This is a genomic window from Heterorhizobium halophytocola, assembly GCF_017873095.1.
Lineage (GTDB): Bacteria > Pseudomonadota > Alphaproteobacteria > Rhizobiales > Rhizobiaceae > Allorhizobium > Allorhizobium halophytocola.
Genome location: NZ_JAGGJU010000004.1, coordinates 1 through 15,817, shown reverse-complemented (window position 1 = coordinate 15,817; position 15,817 = coordinate 1). Strand labels below are relative to the sequence as shown.

Sequence of the window (15,817 nt, the reverse complement as noted above, 5' to 3'; positions counted from 1 at the left end):
CCTTAGGAAGAAATAATGTGTAAGTTCAATAGGGAGAGTGTCGGTCATCGCTGCATTATTGGGTCCGGGGTCAGGGCATGCGCAAGGGAAATGTTACCGGCTTGGTCAAGGGTGAGACCGATCGGAATGAGGTAAGGCCAAGCGCCGAGACGATGCGCCAGGAGATGGCGGCGGCATTCCAGCCGATCGTCCGGGGCTTCGCACTCCCGGTGGCGTTGTTCTATCTGCTGGTCATTCCCAGCAATTTCTACTTCAGTTCGCTTGTTCCGGCGCTCGAGCTCAGCGTTGTGTCCGCCTCTGCCGCCATCGTCATCGGGCTTTGCCGGATCTACCTGTCCCGCAATGGGGTGGTGCGCTTCGAACAGCTCGAAATGGTCAATGCTCTCATCCTGCTGCTGATGTATGTCAATTGCGTCAACGTGCTGATGGTCGATTTCCAGTCGCTGAACCTGTTCTACATGCTGATGATGCTGTTGCTGTCGGCGGCAGCCGCCGTCAGCCTGCGGGTGTTTTGCGTGGCAGCAGCGCTGACTGTGTCGACGGTGCTCGCCTGCGCGGCGCTGATGGGGTGGCCGCATTTCGTCTATTTCTGCGTGGCCAGCGCAACGGTGCTGGCGGCTGCCTTCGGTGTCGCCGTGCTGGTACGCACGGCGATCAGCGGCGTGGTGCGCGAGCGCCTGATCGCCGATGAATTGCGTGCCCGGGCCGAAAAGCTTGCCGATTACGACGCGCTGACCGGCCTGCCCAATCGCCGGCATTTTTTCGCCCATGCGGAGAATGCGCTGGAGACCGGAAGCCGCGACAAGGTCCTGCATCTGGCGCTGATCGATCTGGACGGCTTCAAGCCGGTCAACGATCTCTATGGCCATATGGTCGGCGACGAACTTCTGGTGCAGGTCGCCGAACGGATCCGCAAGGCCTGCGAGAACACCGGCCTCGAGACGCTTCTGGCGCGGCTCGGCGGCGACGAATTCGTCCTTGCCATCGACCAGCCGCTGACCGATGCGGACTTGCGCGTCGCCGGCAGGGCGATCTGCGAAGGGCTCCTGGAGCCTTTCACCATTCACAATATCGGGGTTTCGATTTCCGCCTCCATCGGCTTTTCCCAGTATCCGCGTGACGGCAAGACCGTGCGCCAGCTCTACGAGCGTGCCGACCATGCGCTTTACAGCGCCAAGGAGAATGCCCGCGGCGACGTGGTGGTCTTCTCGCCGGAGCACGAGGCGCAGCTCGGCAGCCATGGCCGCATCGAGCAGGTTCTGCGCACCGCCGACCTGCACCGCGAAATCCACCTGCAGTACCAGCCGCAGCACGATCTCCTGACCGGCCGCGTCACCGGCTTCGAGGCGCTGGTGCGCTGGGAAAGCCCGGTGCTCGGGCGCGTCAGCCCGGCGGATTTCGTCGGCATTGCCGAACGCACCGGCTATATCCAGGTCATCAGCAGCATCGTCGTGCAGAAGGCCATGGCCGCTGCCCGCGAATGGCCCGACGCGATCGGCCTCTCGGTCAATCTGTCGGCCGTCGACATCATGTCAGAGCGCTCGATGGCCGGCATCGCCCATCTGGTCATGGAAGGCGACATCGAGCCCGGCCGGCTGACCTTCGAGATCACCGAGACGGCGGTGATGACCGATTTCGGCCGTGCGCGCAAATCGCTCGAAATGCTGACCGCGCTCGGTTGCAAGATCGCGCTCGACGATTTCGGCTCCGGCTATTCCAGCTTTGCCTATATCCACCGCCTGCCGCTGCACCGGATCAAGACCGACCGCAGCTTCATCACCCGGCTGCACGAGGATACGGAACCGACCTACAAGATCCTGCGCGCCGTCGCCGAACTCTCCGTCAGCCTCGGTTTCGACTGTCTCGCCGAGGGTGTCGAGACCGAGCAGCAGATGGCGATCGTGCGCTCCGCCGGCATCCGCTTCGTCCAGGGTTTCTATTTCAGCCGTCCGATCGGCAGCGAGGCGGTCGAGGATTATCTGGAGCGGCACGGCATGCCGGTTGGCCGCGAGATCTACGCACCCGCCTGGGCGCCCGCCCTGCAGCAGGTGCCCTGACCGTCATGTTTTGTGTATAAGCTATATGAAATATATAGCTATGTGTCGGAAACCGGTGTACGCTTCCGATGCTTGGAGATGCAGCGGATGCGGCCCGGTTATTGCGAGATGCCGGGCCGCCGCAGCATTGGGGCGGGGAAGGGCATACGGCGACAGGGAGCCGGCTGTGCCCGCGGTAACGCGCCTCAGGCCGCCGACAGGGTGATGCCGATGCCCCAGGGGTCCTTCAGGCTGTAGCCTTCGCTGCCCTTCGTCACGTCGATCTCCAGTGCTTCAAGCGTCTGCAGCGCCGTGTCGAGCGCAGCCTTGTCGTTGAAGCGCAGCGAATAGTCGGACAGTCCCGACATCGCGCCGGTGCGGGGCCCGGCGCCGCGGCTGTTCCAGATATTGGCAGCCACGTGATGGTGGTAGCCGCCGCTGCCGAAGAAGCTTGCACCCGGATAGGTGGCCATCACCTTCAGCCCCAGCACGCCCTCGTAGAACCGGTCGGCCTCCGGCAGGGCGCCGACCTGCAGATGGATGTGGCCGATCGCCGCCCCCGGCGCCATGCCGGCCCAGTCGCCCTTCGGCGCGCTGTCGTAAAGCGCCTGCAGGTCGAGCGGCAATGTTGCCATTTCCACTGTCCCGTCGTCCCTGTAGGCCCAGTCGCCGGGCTTTCGGTCGGCATAGATCTCGATGCCGTTGCCCTCGGGGTCCGACAGATAGAGCGCTTCCGATACCAGATGGTCGGAGGCGCCTTCCAGGCGGATATCGTTGCGGGCGGCATGGGCGAGCCAATGGGCAAGCTCCTGCCGGTCTGGCATCAGGAAGGCGGTGTGGAACAGGCCGGCAGCCCGGCGCGGCGCGGCCACCACGCGGGCGTCGGTCGACAGCGTCAAAAGCGGCGTGCCGGCAGCGCCAAGCACCATGCCGCTTGGCGATTTCTGCAGGACAGCGAGACCCAGAATGCGCTGATAGAAGGCCGAAACGCGGTCGAGGTCGCGCACCTGCAGATGGGACATGCCGACATGGGCCGGTCGGGTGAGGGCAAAGCCCGCATCTGCCGGGATCGCACCCGCTTTTGCCGCGGCTTCGGCTGTGGTGTCGGTGAAAGACGTCTCGGTCACGATGATGATCCTTGAGGGTTGCAGCCCTTGAGGGCCGGGGGCTTTGCGGTTTTTGAACCGCAGCCTTGTCGTGTCCCAATGTGACCTGTCGGGACTGTTCGATAAAGATCCGGGATGACGGATATTTCGTTCGACAATCGTTGACGGCGCCATGCAGCGAACTTGATCCGGATCAATGCGGGGCGCCACGGGCGGGAGGAGGGTAACGGCATTTCCAACGGATGACCGCTTGCAGCGGCTGAAGGAGTGCACCATGTATAAGAAGATCGTCGTGCCGGTGGATTGCGGCCAGCTCGACAAGGGCGAGAAGATTCTGCTCAAGGCGAAGTCGCTGCTGGATGAAGGCGGCGAGATCCTGCTGCTGACGGTGGTCGAGGATATGCCCGGCTATCTGGCGATCGACGTGCCCGTCGATATCGTGTCGAGCGCGATCGACGACGGCAAGACAAGGCTTCTGGAACTGAAATCCAAGACCGGGATCGCCGCCCGGATCGAGATCCGCACCGGAACGCCGGCGCGGGAAATCCTGGCAGCAGCCGACGAATTCAAGGCCGATCTGGTCATCGTCGCGTCCCATGTCCCGGATCTCGCCAATTATTTCATCGGCGCCACGGCGGATCGTCTGGTGCGCCACGCGAAATGCTCCGTGCTCGTCGATCGATAGCCGTGAACCGGCAGTCCGACCGGCTTCAAGGCGCGATGGCATGGGCCGGTCGGCGCCTTTCCGACATCCCTTCGGATCGATGCCGCACGGCGAAAAAAGACAAAAAAGCAAACGAGGAGGATCGCTCCATGACTATGCAGAAATACGAGGAAATCCTGCGGGCCCGCCAGCGCGAGATCTTTGCCCGTCAGCACAAGATCGACGACGATCTGGGCTCGGAAAAAAGCGATGACAGCGAGGATCGCGCCGCCGAACGCGAGAACGACGAGGTTCTCGAGGAGCTCGGCCAGAGCGGCGACCGGGAGCTGAAGGCGATCGACGCGGCTCTGCAGCGAATCCAGAAGGGCACCTTCGGCATCTGCGTGCGGTGTGACGAGCCGATTTCGCCGGAGCGGCTGGCGGTCGTTCCCTATACGCCGTTCTGCAAGACCTGCGCCGCGCAGATGTGATGGGACAAAATGGCGTCCTGCGCGTTGAGAAGGGGCGCGGTCTGACGTGCCGCCATCATGTTTGCTCCCTCATCGACAGGAGCATGTCCTTCCCGGCAGCCCGCTGCCGGGCCCAATGGCCGCGGTAACTCTGGCGGGGGACCGTGGCCTGCCGCAGGCCGATCGCCAGGCGCTTTCCGTTCTCCTTGGAACATCAGCGCCGGCTTGATTGGCCGCGGTTCGCCTTCCCCTTCTTCCTTCCTTTCTGGAGAGGGGGAAGGCTTCTATCTGGAGGCCGGGCGCGCTTTCGCCGTCAGGCGGTCACGATCATCGCGCCGGCAGTACCGCCGACCAGAAGGATCAGCGATATCACCCAGGTCAGGGCGGCTCCCGGGCCGCGCTTCTTGGCGTTGGAATAATATTCGACCGCGTAAAGCGCTCTCGCGCCGGTCCACATCAGCCCGAGCAGGCCGGCGATCTCGTCGGACACGAAGGTGCCGAAGATCCACAGCGACGGCAGGAACAGCACCAGCTGCTCGACCGTGTTCTGCTGCACCCGGAACACCCGTTCGAAGGCGACATTGCCGGTGGTCTTGGGCGCCTCGATGCCGAATTGGCGGCGCGCCAGGCCCACTTTGACGAAAAAGAACGCATAGGCCATCAGGGCCGCAAAGGTTGCCAGGACGGTATAACGCATGAATGCTCTCTTCCTTCGATATCCGCCAGCAGCGTTAGTGGAGGTGCGCCCCGGGGGCAAGGCGAACCTCGCTGGCTTATCGGCGCATGCTTGTGCCAAAAGTAACGCGGCCGCTTGCCTTGCTCTCACCGCGCAAGTGTCGCATGATCGTCGCATCCAACCGTTACCGTTGGGCACCTCTTGACTTCGACCCGGACAGGCATGACCGACCTTTTTCGCTTCGGCAGACCCTATGACCTTACAGAGCTCGTCGCTGACGGCATCGTGCATGGGGTGGGCGTCGTGTTTGCCCTGATCGGTGCCACGGTGCTGATCTTCTACGCCACGGTCTGGTCCAGCCACGGGGAACTGGCGGCTGCCTGGATCTATGGCCTCGGCCTCGTTCTGGCGCTGGCGGCCTCGTTCACTTACAATATGTGGCCCCGCTCGCGGGTCAAATGGGTGCTGCGCCGGATCGACCATTCCGCCATCTTCGTGCTGATTGCCGCCACCTATACCCCCTTTCTGCAGCGCGGCGCGGAAGATCCCTTCGTCTTCTTCCTGCTGATCGCCATCTGGGCCTCGGCCCTGCTCGGCATCATCATCAAATGCGTCTTTCCCGGCCGCTATGACCGGCTGGCCATCCTGGTCTATCTCGCCATGGGCTGGAGCGGCCTGCTGGCCGTCGGCCCGATTTCCAGCTATCTGCCGGCCTCCACCATGGTCCTGATCGTCATCGGCGGCGTGCTCTATTCGGCGGGCGTCATCTTCCATGTCTGGGAAAAGCTGCGCTTCCAGAACGCGATCTGGCACGGCTTCGTCGTCGCCGCTGCCGCGGTTCACTATTCCGCGGTGCTGACCGCCTTCAGCCTCTCCTGATTTAATCGCTGTACCAACAGGATATGCCCTGGCCGCGACTGGACAGGGCCGGATCCGCATGGCTACAAATCGGGCGGACACCTCTCAACGGATTTCAGTGAGCATGACCAGCACCGTCACCATCCGCGACGCCGTCGAGGCCGATCTTCCTGTGATCCGCGACATCTACAACGATGCGGTCGAGAACACGACGGCGATCTGGAACGAGATCCTCGTCGATCTCGACAACCGCCGCGCCTGGTTCGAGGCCCGCCGCGCGCGCGGCTTTCCGGTGCTGGTCGCGGAAGTCGAGGGCAGGACGGTCGGCTATGCCTCCTATGGCGACTGGCGCGCCTTTGACGGCTATCGTCACTCGGTCGAGCATTCCGTCTATGTCGACCGCACCTGCCGCGGTGCCGGTCTCGGGCGCACATTGCTCGCAGCGCTGATCGACCATGCCGGCGCGCACGGGGTTCATGTGATGATCGCGGCGATCGAGGCCGGCAATGCAGCCTCGATCGGGCTGCACGAGAAGCTCGGCTTCCGCATGGTCGGCATCCACCGCGAAGTCGGCACGAAATTCGGCCGCTGGCTGGATCTTGCGATGATGGAGCTTAAATTCGGCTGAGGCGCCGAGCGATACGGAAAGGGCAGGGCATGAGACAGCGCAGGACAGACCTTCCAGCCCGCGCTGCCATGGCCCTTCTGGCCGGCCTTGCCGTCGCCTCTCCCCTGGACCCCCTCGTCGCCTCGACGGCGCTGGCGGAGGGCAATGTCGAGGCGCTCGACCTGTGTGGCGGGCTGGCCGGCCAGACGAAATCCACCTGCCAGGACGCCTTCGCCCTGCTGACCACGCGGCCCCATCTGCCGGATGCGGACATCACCGTGTTCGGCCAGGCGAGCCCCGACCACTGGCTGGTCGAATACCGGTCCGGCAAGACCGATCCGCAGGCCTGCCCGCGCCTGGGGCCGCTGGTCGTGCCGACCGGCATGAAGGTGCGCGCCATCGTCAGCGCCGATGCGCAGGTCTATCACTGGTCGGTGCCGGGCCTGAAGATCGACCAGTCCCTGGTGCCCGGCCGGGTCGAGGAATTCTGGATCCCGACGCAGCGGGCCGGCATCTTTGAGGGCGAGGTGCTGCGCGATGGCGGCGGATCGCCGGTCGAGGCCGATGGCGGCATTCATGTCGTCACGCCGGAGGAATATCTCGCCTGGCAGGCAAGCGAAGACGTGAAGCCCTGCCAGTAGCGCGGTGTCCCGGCCGGGATATGCCGCGCTACCAGCGCAGCAGGCGCGGGCCGATCAGGGCGCCCAGGGCACCCAAAAGGACGATCGACAGCGTGTACCAGATCAGCACGAAGGCCATGCCGTTCTCGTCGCAGAACCAGGAATAGACCCAGGCGCCTGCGGCTCCCGCGGCAAGGCCTGTCACGAGGCCCGTGCGCCGCAGATCGGTCGGCGCCGACCGTCGCAGCACCCGGATCGCGGCGATCAGGATCGGCAGCGAAAAGCCGAAGATCAGGAAGGGGCAATCGAGCGCCGAGGAGCCCATCACCAGCTTGCTGTATTGGTCCGAAGGCTCGATCCAGATCTGCGTCGCGGCGATCAGGCCCATGATCGCGAAGACGGTGCCGGCGGCGGTGAAATAGCCGCCATCCGACCCGTCCGGCCGCGCCATGCGGTAGAGTGCGACGAAGCCGAGCACGGCAAGGGCCGCATTATAGGCCGACTTGATCCAGAATTCCGGCAACATCAATGCGTTCGGCATGTCGAAGCGAAAGCCGAGCACGGTCACCATCAGGACCAGCGAGAGGCAAAGGGCCGGCACGAGGTTGACGAGGAAACGGGTGCGCAGCGCATGGCGCGGCACCGGCGCCAGATTGCTGGCCAGCCCGTCGATCAGATCGTCCGTTTGCATCCTCTTCGTCGTCTTCGTCTCCATCATGTCTCGCCTCTCAATGTGTCGGCCAGGGCTTTCAGGGCGCGGTGCACGCCGACCTTGACGGCCGATTCCGACTGGCCGGTGCGGGCCGCCGTGTCGGCGATCGATTGGCCCTCCAGCCGCACGTCGCGGATCAGTTGTCGCTGCCGTTCGGGCAGAGTGTCCAGCAGCCGCTCGACGTCCAGTCTGGCGGAAAGCGCCGCCTCGCTGAAGCCGCTGTCGAGCGTCTCGTCCAGTTCGACCTGGAGGCGGGCCCGCCCGCCCGGTCCGCGCAGATGATCGATCAGCTTGTAGCGGGCGATCGAGAAGAACCATGCGGTGAACGGACGTGCGCGGTCATAGGTGGCGCGCCGCGCATGCACGGCCAGAAGCGTCTCCTGCACCAGGTCGTCCACGTCCGCTGCCGCTCCGCCGGTCAACCGCCGGCCGTAATAGCCGGCAAGCACCTTGCCGAGCGCCTTCAGCAAATGCCGATAGGCCGCCTCGTCGCCGTCCAGCGCGAGCAGCATCAGACCCTTCAGCACATCTTCGGTCGCCGGCGCTTGCGTCATGCAGCCTCACTCGTCATTCGGCGAAAAGGGGTAATCGGTTACAGCGCAGATGCAATTTCCGTTGTCCGCAACGAGATCACATATTTGTGATCTCGGTAACCAAATTGGTTCTCATGCGTCTTTGTCTGTGTGAACGGCCTGCAAAGAGACCGCACGAGCCGAGACAAAATGGGAGAACACTTATGCGCAAGATCATGTCCGCCATCGCCACCGGTGCCTTTGTCGTCAGCCTTTCGGCCGGCGCTGCCTTTGCCCAGGATACGTCGAAGTCCGACAACACCGGCCCGGAAGCCGGCCAGCCGGTAGCCTACGCCAGCAAGGCTGATTGCATGGAACATGCAAATGCCGAAACGGATCAGACCAAGAAGAAAGAAATCATGGAAAAGTGCGAAACGATGTAATTCGTTTCCACGCGCGACCTTTTCCGGTTGCCTTTCAATCATGCCGGCTCTCCCTCTGGAGGCCGGCATGATTGCGTTTGGGGCCCACTCTTCCTGGCGGCTGCGCCGCATGCGGTTGTTGACGGCCGATTTCCCGGTCACGCCGGATCGCGTTTCGTTCACATGGACGTGAGGGCTGTAACCGATCGAGTCCCGATCCCGAATGGGTGACAGTGAGCCGCAGGCAGGAGGCCGGCGGCCACGTCAAACACACCATATCCCTGAGGGAGAGTTTCTCATGACCAAGCTTGTTTCGTCCATCGCCGCTGCCGCCTTCATTGCCGGTCTGGCCTTTGCCGGTTCGACCTTCGCCGAGGACGCGATGAAAACCGACAGCATGTCTTCCGACACGATGAAGACCGACACGATGAAGACGGACGCCATGAAGACGGACGCGATGTCGACCGGTTCGACCAAGGACGACTGCATGCACAAGGCCGAAATGGAAACCGACAGCATGAAGAAGGACGACATGATGAAGGCCTGCGACGCGATGAAGTAATCGCAAGACCAAAGGCGGCCGCGAACCTTAAGGCTTCGCGGCCGCGTCTCATTTCCATTCGCCCTTTTTCATGTCCGGAGATTTCCTCATGGCAGCGATTGACGCCGGCGGCGCGACCCGCCGTACCCTTTTCTACCGCCATTCCCTGCTCGTGCGCCTGTCGCATTGGGTCAATGTGCTGTGCATGACGGTGCTTCTGTTTTCCGGGCTGCAGATCTTCAACGCCCATCCGGAACTCTATTGGGGCAAATACGGCGCCGACAACGACCCGTCCTTCATTGCCATGGAGGCCGAAGGCTCCGGCGACGACGCCCGCGGCGTGACCCGTATCGGTTCCTTCTCATTCGACACCACCGGCGTGCTCGGCCTGTCGCAGTCGAACGGCCATGCCAGTGCCCGCGGCTTTCCCGACTGGCTGACGATCCCCAGCTACCGGGACCTGGCAACGGGCCGGCGCTGGCATTTCTTTTTCGCCTGGGCCTTCGTCCTCAACGGGCTGATCTATCTCGCCTGGGGGCTGGCCAGTCGCCATCTTCGCCGCGATCTGCTGCCGGCTTCGGCGGAGCTGACGCCGGCCCATCTCGGTCACGAGATCGCCGACCACGCGCGTCTGCGGTTTCCGAAAGGCGAGCAGGCGCGTCGCTACAACACGCTGCAGAAGCTCACCTATCTGGCGGTGATCTTCCTTCTGTTGCCGCTGATGATCGCCACAGGGCTGACCATGTCGCCGGGCTTCAATGCGATTGCGCCCTGGCTGCTCGATCTGTTCGGCGGTCGCCAGTCGGCCCGCACGCTGCATTTCCTCACCGCCTTTTCGCTGGTTGCCTTCGTCATCGTCCACATCGTCATGGTGCTGGTCTCCGGCGTGTTCAACAATCTGCGCTCGATGATCACCGGCTACTACGCCATTGAAGAAGGAGAGGGCCGATGAGCATTCTCTTGAACCGCCGCCGCTTCCTGATCGGCGCCTCGCTGTCCGCTTCGGCTCTGGGCCTGTCCGGCTGCGATGCGATCGTCGAGAACCCGACGTCGAAATCCGTGCTGAAGCTGGCGGAAGGCCTGACGATGAAGACGCAGCGTCTGCTGCAGGGCGACATGGCGATGGCGCGCGAATACAACGAGGCCGACCTGTCGCCGGTCTTTCGCGCCAATGGCACCAGCATGCCCGACAATGCCCGTTATGCCGGCTGGATGAACGACCGGTTCGACAGCTGGCGCCTGGACGTGACCGGACTTGTGGAGAAGCCGGCAAGCCTGTCGCTCGCCCAATTGAAGGCCATGCCGTCGCGCACCCAGATCACCCGCCACGACTGCGTCGAGGGCTGGAGCGCGATCGGCAAATGGACCGGCCTGCCGCTCGGCGCGCTGCTCGACAGTGTGACGCTGAAGCCCGAGGCGCGCTATATCGTCTTCCACTGTGCCGACGAATACGAGAAGACGCTGGACGGCTCCGGCTACTATTATGAGAGCGTCGATCTCGTCGATGCCTTCCACCCGCAGACCATCCTTGCCTACCGGATGAACGACCGGGATCTGGAGGTCGCCCATGGCGCGCCGCTGCGACTTCGCGTCGAGCGCCAGCTCGGCTACAAGCAGGCAAAATACCTGACCGGCATCGAGGCGGTCGCCGACTTCAGCCAGATCAGCGGCGGCAATGGCGGCTTCTGGGAAGACCGCGGATACGAATGGTATGCGGGCATCTAAGCGTCTGAGGGTTGCATGAAATCGGGCGTCGCGACCTTTGCGCGACCCCGTTAATTATGAATCGTTGAAGTTCCCCCAGGCGCATTTCTCTTCTGAACAATCCGGCTATACGGGCGTTACGATAGCGAAGGCCAGCACGGCTGCTACCGGCAACGACCGGACCGACAGGAGAGATGATCGATGACCTATGACGAGCGCAAATCCGGGGGACTAAGCTTCTTCGTAACCCTGGTTATTCTCGCCATGGCCGGCATGACGGCAGCCATTGCCTACAAGAGCACCGAGGCGCGCGAGCGTCCGTCGCGCGTCTTCGTTCCCGTCGCCGCTTCCACCATCCAGCCGGCGAAGTGAGGAGAAGACCCATGAAAGCGATTGGAGCCATCGTCTTCGGTATTGCATCGTCTGTCGGCATTTGTATGGCAGGGGTCACCTTTGCCTCCTACATCTCCAGCGAATCCCAGGTCAGCCGCTTCGACAATCCGGATCAGCCGCCGCTCTGGACCGCAGCCCCCAAGGTGATCGACACGAAGTCGCAGGACCTTGCCCGCCTGCCGGCGCGCCTCTCCACCTATGCGGTTGCCGAACTGGAGCGCGAGAAGACCGATCCGAACGCGCCGCAGGTTGCAAGCGCCCGCCCGTCGCGCAATGCTTCCGCCTCCTCGATGGTCGATGTTGCCAGCACCACCGGCTCGATCGATGACGACTATGCCCGGCAAAATGTCAGCGGCGCCGATCTGCGCGGCAATGTCCAGACCGTGCAGCTTTCGAGTGCTCATATCTCGTGGTGCGAGGCCAATTACCGCTCCTACGACGCGTCCACCGACAGCTATCGCAGCTTCAGCGGCGACATTCGCCCCTGCGAGTCGCCGGTCGAAGACAGCCCCTCGGTCACGCATGTCTCGACATCGACGCCGGATCGTGCCGCCTATACGCAGGCACATCTGGACTGGTGCGGCAACCGCTATCGCTCCTACCGCGCCTCCGACAACAGCTACCAGCCCTATGACGGCAGCCGCACCCAGTGCGTGTCGCCCTATTCGGATGGCGCCATGAACATGGCCTCGAACTGAACCCTACGAAAACAACCGGAGGCGCCTGACCGTGGGGCGTCATCCACGGCTGACCGGCATTTCGCCGTGATGGCGCGGCGCTGATCGGAGATTGTGTTCTCCCGGCGTCGCCCGCCGTGCATTGCATGCGACCATGGCCCTGGAGGGTCCCGGTTGCACATCTGTTGTCAGAGAGAGCAGTGCAGCGCCCCAAATATTGTTTCCGGCAATATTGCGGAGTACCACCGTTTCGACGGTTGCGGGTTACTATATTTGCCGAAATTTACCAATTGTTAGTAAATCGCCCAGGTTTGGCCTACTGTTATCCAATATAGGTCGGGTGTTTTCGGTGCCGTGACGATCCGGGTTCGTTCTCAAGGGTGGCACCAATGGTCTCGATGCGCATTTTCGATCTGGATTCCCCTCCGTCTTCGCCGGATTTGCACAGGAGGCGACGGCTACGCCATGTCTTTATACTGCGTCGGGCAGCGCTGCTGGGAGCCACGCTCTGGCTGACACAGGCATCGCTTGCCCGGGCGGCCTGCACCCTCAATACAGTGGAAACCGCCACTTTGGCCGCGCTCGACCGCGGCGACACGCTGGTCTGCAACGATACCGTCCTGAGCGCGACGATCGCCGCGGCAGCCGGGGCCGGCGGGGCCGATGTCGTGCTCGGCGACGGACAGGGCCCGGTCGGCAGTGACGGGACGATCGGCGCGGATTCCACCCTGACCGTCAACGGCGGCCGGGGCATCGCCGTCGGTGCCGGCAGCAAGGTCACCGTCGATGCGGATGCCGCGATATCGACGACCGGAACCTATGCCTACGGCATTCATGCCGTGGGCGACGGTTCGACGATCCTGCTGGATGGCGGCGCGATCTCGACGGGAGGTGAGGGACGCGGCGGATGGTATTCCTACGGCGTTTACTTGCAGGGGGACGAGAATACGGTCACGCTCGAGGCCGGCAGCATCGCGACACTGGGTTCGGATGCTGCCACCGTCTATGTGGTCGGCGATCGCAACACCGTTACGGTCGACGGCGCAAGGCTGTCGACAACAGGTGAGACCGCAGCGGGCATCAGGGTCCTCGGCGATGACAACGTCATTTCGCTCACTGACACGCAGATCACCACCAGCAACCGGAATGGCTGGGGCGTCGCGATCTGGCAGGGCAATAACAGCGACATCACGCTGGATCATGTCACGATCCAGACGGCGGGTCCCAACGCCCACAACATCCTGCTCAACAAGGGGTCCGGGCACACCGTGCATGTGAGCGAAAGCGCCCTTTATTCCGCCGACGGAAGCACCGTGGTGCTCGACAGCGGCGGCGATGTGCACTTTGTCATGGATGGCGGCAGCATCACCAATGCCGGAGCGACGAAGTCCGCGATCGTCGCGGCGGGCGAAAGCACGAGCATCCGCCTCGACCGCGGCACCGTGACGGCATTGGGTGCGGACGGCTATGCGGTGCGGATGTCCACCAATGCAGGCGTCACCGATACGCTGGCGATCAATACCGCCGTTTCGATCACCGGCCGGCTGGTGGCGGACGGGGGTGGACGTACATTTATGACATTGACCGGCGAAGGGGTGGGCACGCTGTCGGGTCCGATCATCGGCTTCGACGGCATCACCAAGGACGCGTCCGGCACCTGGGTCGTCGACGGCGACATCACCGATGTTGCGGCGGTCGACGTCACGGCCGGCGCCATGCTGGTCAACGGCAATGCCGGCGGCAGCCTGTTCACCGTCGATACGGGTGGCCTGCTCGGCGGCAGCGGCTTTCTCGGCAACGCCGCGATTCTTGCCGGCGGCACGCTGGCGGCCGGCACATCGATCGGCACCTTGACCGTCGGCGGCGATGTCAGCTTTGCCGGCGGCTCCGTTCTGCAGGTCGAACTCGACGATGCCGGCGATGCCGATCTCGTGGCGTCCGGCACGGCCCATATTGATGGCGGCACGGTGCATGTGCTGGCGGCGAACCGCACCGATGACGGCTCCACCTACGATCCGTCGAAAACCTACACCATCCTGACCGCCGCGGATGGTGTGGCGGGCACATTCGAGGCGGTGACCGACGATTTTGCCTTTCTCGACGCCCAACTCGCCTACGACGCCAACAATGTGCTGCTCAGCCTGACGCGCAATGCCACCGGTTTCGACGATCTGGCGGGCACACCGAACCAGACGGCCGCGGCCAGCGGCCTTGAAAGCTGGGGGGAGGGCGAGGCCCATGACGCCGTGCTGCCGCTGGACCGGGATGCAGCGCTCGATGCCTTCGACCAGCTGTCTGGCGAGATCCACGCCTCGATCAAATCGGCAACGCTCGTTGACAGCGCCGTGCTGCGCGGAACGATCGGACGGCATGTCGATGCGGCGCTCCGGCCGGCGCTGGGCCTCGATCCCCGAGCGCCGCGCGGCAAGGACGGGGCCCTCTGGGCCGAAAGCAGCGTCGCCACCCGGCGGTTTGACGGCGATGGCAATGCCGCCGACTTTGGCGACGGCAGCGGCACCGTCCTGACCGGCGCCGACATCAGCTTGAATGGCTGGCTGTTCGGACTGATGGCCGGTTACAGCCGCGACATGGCCTCCGTGCCGGATCGCGCATCGAGTGCGGATATCGACAGCTACCATGTCGGCTTCTACGGCGGGACGCGGGACGACCGCGCCCGGATCGACTTCGGTCTCACCTACAGCTACCACGATATCAGTACCACCCGCGCGCCCGCCTACGGCGATCTCAGCCAGCAGCTGCAGGCCTCCTATGGCGGCAGTACCCTGCAGGCCTATGCCGGATACGAGGGCCAGTTGTCCTTAGGCCATGTGCAGGTGCAGCCCTATGCCAATGCCGCCATCATCCGGCGCGCCAGCAACCGCTTTTCGGAGACCGGCGGCAGCGCCGCCCTAGACGGTGCCGCCTCGGCACAGGTCTGGGGATCGACGGAACTCGGCCTCAGGGCCGGCTACGCGCTCGACCTCGAAGGCGGCAGCCGCGCCACGCTGAACGGCGGTATCGGCTGGCGACATACGATCGGCGGACTGGTGCCGACCACCAGAATGGCCTTTGCCGGCGGCCATGAATTCACCATCGCCGGCGTGCCGATGGCCCGCGACATGGTGCTTGTCGAGGCGGGCCTGGCGCTGCAACTTGCCAATCAGAGCCAGGCAGACCTGCGCTATCGCGGCGATTTCGGTGCCGGCGACACGCACAACCGGCTGGACCTGACGCTTTCCAGGCGTTTCTAGTGGTCCGATTCCGACATCTCCATCCGTCTGCAGCACTCTCGGGAGCAAATGTCGGAATCTCAAGGACCACTAGAACATGTCTCCCGAAAGTGGTCCCGGTTTCGGGAACAAGGCATGCGCAAGAACAAGGCGTGAAAACAAAAAGATAGAGCATGTCAGGCAATTCTGTTTTCGCCGGTAATGCTTCAACTGAAATTTTCAGCGCAAGCCGTTAGCATCGTGCTGTACGACTGCGATTTCTGCCAATCGTGTTGAGGAAAAAGGGCAGCTAGTGGAATGGATTTGACATTTGATACCCACCTGCGGCGATCTCGAGGATCAAATGTCGGAATCGGACCACTAGGTCCTGTTGACAAAGTGGATTCCCAAATCAGCTGAAGCGTGATTCAAGGCTGCCTTTTAGGAGGCGGTTTTGGCTCGCGGCGACCTGACGGATACGGAATGGCGGATCATCGAGGGGCTGTTGCCCACTGAGCGTGGGAGGAAGTCCCGGCCCGCGCACGATAATCGACGATACCTGAACGGCATGCTGCATGTTCTTCGGGTCGGATGCCCCTGGCGCGACATGCATGAACGCTACGGCAAGTGG

The 15,817-nt window shown here is 63.4% G+C and carries 18 protein-coding genes; 14 read left to right on the top strand and 4 right to left on the bottom strand.

Annotated features, from left to right (window positions below):
- Positions 1-77: 77 nt before the first annotated feature.
- Positions 78-2,057 (top strand): putative bifunctional diguanylate cyclase/phosphodiesterase, encoded by a 1,980-nt coding sequence (locus J2Z17_RS07895; protein WP_209943791.1) that lies wholly within the window; start codon positions 78-80, stop codon positions 2,055-2,057.
- A gap of 185 nt (positions 2,058-2,242) precedes the next feature.
- Here the strand turns inward: J2Z17_RS07895 and J2Z17_RS07890 are convergent, their stop codons facing one another.
- Positions 2,243-3,058 carry a VOC family protein gene (locus J2Z17_RS07890; RefSeq protein ID WP_209944301.1) on the bottom strand — a complete coding sequence of 272 codons (816 nt, stop codon included), beginning with the start codon at positions 3,056-3,058 and terminating at the stop codon, positions 2,243-2,245.
- A 358-nt stretch (positions 3,059-3,416) separates the two neighbouring features.
- Between J2Z17_RS07890 and J2Z17_RS07885 the strand changes: the two genes are divergently transcribed.
- Together J2Z17_RS07885 and J2Z17_RS07880 are read left to right on the top strand one after the other, a co-directional pair.
- Positions 3,417-3,827 (top strand): universal stress protein, encoded by a 411-nt coding sequence (locus J2Z17_RS07885; protein WP_209943790.1) that lies wholly within the window; start codon positions 3,417-3,419, stop codon positions 3,825-3,827.
- Positions 3,828-3,955: 128 nt separating this feature from the next.
- On the top strand, positions 3,956-4,276 hold the full coding sequence (locus J2Z17_RS07880; RefSeq protein WP_209943789.1) for a TraR/DksA family transcriptional regulator: 321 nt from the start codon (positions 3,956-3,958) through the stop codon (positions 4,274-4,276).
- Positions 4,277-4,568: 292 nt separating this feature from the next.
- Here the strand turns inward: J2Z17_RS07880 and J2Z17_RS07875 are convergent, their stop codons facing one another.
- Positions 4,569-4,952, bottom strand: a complete 384-nt coding sequence (locus J2Z17_RS07875; RefSeq protein WP_209943788.1) for an MAPEG family protein — start codon at positions 4,950-4,952, stop codon at positions 4,569-4,571.
- Between the two features lie 201 nt (positions 4,953-5,153).
- On the opposite strand from J2Z17_RS07875, the gene trhA reads away from it, so the two are divergent.
- The 3 genes from trhA (at position 5,154) to J2Z17_RS07860 (ending at position 7,037) form a co-directional block, all read left to right on the top strand.
- Positions 5,154-5,810 carry a PAQR family membrane homeostasis protein TrhA gene (trhA, locus tag J2Z17_RS07870; protein ID WP_209943787.1) on the top strand — a complete coding sequence of 219 codons (657 nt, stop codon included), beginning with the start codon at positions 5,154-5,156 and terminating at the stop codon, positions 5,808-5,810.
- Between the two features lie 103 nt (positions 5,811-5,913).
- Positions 5,914-6,417 carry a GNAT family N-acetyltransferase gene (locus J2Z17_RS07865; protein ID WP_209943786.1) on the top strand — a complete coding sequence of 168 codons (504 nt, stop codon included), beginning with the start codon at positions 5,914-5,916 and terminating at the stop codon, positions 6,415-6,417.
- 29 nt (positions 6,418-6,446) lie between these two features.
- A complete protein-coding gene (locus J2Z17_RS07860; protein ID WP_209943785.1) occupies positions 6,447-7,037 on the top strand; it encodes a hypothetical protein in 591 nt (196 codons plus the stop codon).
- Positions 7,038-7,065: 28 nt separating this feature from the next.
- Here J2Z17_RS07860 and J2Z17_RS07855 read toward each other — a convergent pair whose 3' ends face one another.
- Together J2Z17_RS07855 and J2Z17_RS07850 are read right to left on the bottom strand one after the other, a co-directional pair.
- Positions 7,066-7,707 (bottom strand): NrsF family protein, encoded by a 642-nt coding sequence (locus J2Z17_RS07855; RefSeq protein ID WP_209943784.1) that lies wholly within the window; start codon positions 7,705-7,707, stop codon positions 7,066-7,068.
- Between the two features lie 23 nt (positions 7,708-7,730).
- Complete coding sequence (locus J2Z17_RS07850) at positions 7,731-8,282, bottom strand: sigma-70 family RNA polymerase sigma factor (RefSeq protein WP_209943783.1); 552 nt, start codon at positions 8,280-8,282, stop codon at positions 7,731-7,733.
- A 182-nt stretch (positions 8,283-8,464) separates the two neighbouring features.
- On the opposite strand from J2Z17_RS07850, the gene J2Z17_RS07845 reads away from it, so the two are divergent.
- The 8 genes from J2Z17_RS07845 to J2Z17_RS07810 form a co-directional block, all read left to right on the top strand.
- On the top strand, positions 8,465-8,683 hold the full coding sequence (locus tag J2Z17_RS07845) for a hypothetical protein (protein WP_209943782.1): 219 nt from the start codon (positions 8,465-8,467) through the stop codon (positions 8,681-8,683).
- 277 nt (positions 8,684-8,960) lie between these two features.
- Positions 8,961-9,224: a pentapeptide MXKDX repeat protein gene (locus J2Z17_RS07840; protein WP_209943781.1), complete on the top strand. Its 264-nt coding sequence runs from the start codon at positions 8,961-8,963 to the stop codon at positions 9,222-9,224.
- Between the two features lie 88 nt (positions 9,225-9,312).
- On the top strand, positions 9,313-10,155 hold the full coding sequence (locus tag J2Z17_RS07835) for a cytochrome b/b6 domain-containing protein (RefSeq protein WP_209943780.1): 843 nt from the start codon (positions 9,313-9,315) through the stop codon (positions 10,153-10,155).
- The gene (locus J2Z17_RS07830) at positions 10,152-10,928 is read left to right on the top strand and encodes a molybdopterin-binding protein (protein WP_209943779.1); all 777 of its coding nucleotides are present in this window, start codon (positions 10,152-10,154) and stop codon (positions 10,926-10,928) included. Before J2Z17_RS07835 ends, J2Z17_RS07830 begins: the two co-directional genes overlap by 4 nt.
- A 180-nt stretch (positions 10,929-11,108) precedes the next feature.
- On the top strand, positions 11,109-11,279 hold the full coding sequence (locus J2Z17_RS07825) for a hypothetical protein (RefSeq protein WP_209943778.1): 171 nt from the start codon (positions 11,109-11,111) through the stop codon (positions 11,277-11,279).
- Between the two features lie 11 nt (positions 11,280-11,290).
- A complete protein-coding gene (locus J2Z17_RS25170) occupies positions 11,291-11,998 on the top strand; it encodes a BA14K family protein (RefSeq protein ID WP_245223954.1) in 708 nt (235 codons plus the stop codon).
- A 551-nt stretch (positions 11,999-12,549) separates the two neighbouring features.
- On the top strand, positions 12,550-15,228 hold the full coding sequence (locus J2Z17_RS07815) for an autotransporter outer membrane beta-barrel domain-containing protein (RefSeq protein ID WP_209943777.1): 2,679 nt from the start codon (positions 12,550-12,552) through the stop codon (positions 15,226-15,228).
- A gap of 412 nt (positions 15,229-15,640) precedes the next feature.
- Positions 15,641-15,817: transposase (locus J2Z17_RS07810; protein WP_209944297.1), on the top strand; the 177-nt coding region annotated here is incomplete at its 3' end.

What these genes read in the sequence shown, in the direction of transcription:
- J2Z17_RS07895 (WP_209943791.1), top strand. Translation starts at nt 78, where the DNA reads ATGCGCAAGGGAAATGTTACCGGCTTGGTCAAGGGTGAGACCGATCGG.
- J2Z17_RS07890 (WP_209944301.1), bottom strand. Translation starts at nt 3,058, where the DNA reads ATGTCCCATCTGCAGGTGCGCGACCTCGACCGCGTTTCGGCCTTCTAT.
- J2Z17_RS07885 (WP_209943790.1), top strand. Translation starts at nt 3,417, where the DNA reads ATGTATAAGAAGATCGTCGTGCCGGTGGATTGCGGCCAGCTCGACAAG.
- J2Z17_RS07880 (WP_209943789.1), top strand. Translation starts at nt 3,956, where the DNA reads ATGACTATGCAGAAATACGAGGAAATCCTGCGGGCCCGCCAGCGCGAG.
- J2Z17_RS07875 (WP_209943788.1), bottom strand. Translation starts at nt 4,952, where the DNA reads ATGCGTTATACCGTCCTGGCAACCTTTGCGGCCCTGATGGCCTATGCG.
- trhA (WP_209943787.1), top strand. Translation starts at nt 5,154, where the DNA reads ATGACCGACCTTTTTCGCTTCGGCAGACCCTATGACCTTACAGAGCTC.
- J2Z17_RS07865 (WP_209943786.1), top strand. Translation starts at nt 5,914, where the DNA reads ATGACCAGCACCGTCACCATCCGCGACGCCGTCGAGGCCGATCTTCCT.
- J2Z17_RS07860 (WP_209943785.1), top strand. Translation starts at nt 6,447, where the DNA reads ATGAGACAGCGCAGGACAGACCTTCCAGCCCGCGCTGCCATGGCCCTT.
- J2Z17_RS07855 (WP_209943784.1), bottom strand. Translation starts at nt 7,707, where the DNA reads ATGCAAACGGACGATCTGATCGACGGGCTGGCCAGCAATCTGGCGCCG.
- J2Z17_RS07850 (WP_209943783.1), bottom strand. Translation starts at nt 8,282, where the DNA reads ATGACGCAAGCGCCGGCGACCGAAGATGTGCTGAAGGGTCTGATGCTG.
- J2Z17_RS07845 (WP_209943782.1), top strand. Translation starts at nt 8,465, where the DNA reads ATGCGCAAGATCATGTCCGCCATCGCCACCGGTGCCTTTGTCGTCAGC.
- J2Z17_RS07840 (WP_209943781.1), top strand. Translation starts at nt 8,961, where the DNA reads ATGACCAAGCTTGTTTCGTCCATCGCCGCTGCCGCCTTCATTGCCGGT.
- J2Z17_RS07835 (WP_209943780.1), top strand. Translation starts at nt 9,313, where the DNA reads ATGGCAGCGATTGACGCCGGCGGCGCGACCCGCCGTACCCTTTTCTAC.
- J2Z17_RS07830 (WP_209943779.1), top strand. Translation starts at nt 10,152, where the DNA reads ATGAGCATTCTCTTGAACCGCCGCCGCTTCCTGATCGGCGCCTCGCTG.
- J2Z17_RS07825 (WP_209943778.1), top strand. Translation starts at nt 11,109, where the DNA reads ATGACCTATGACGAGCGCAAATCCGGGGGACTAAGCTTCTTCGTAACC.
- J2Z17_RS25170 (WP_245223954.1), top strand. Translation starts at nt 11,291, where the DNA reads ATGAAAGCGATTGGAGCCATCGTCTTCGGTATTGCATCGTCTGTCGGC.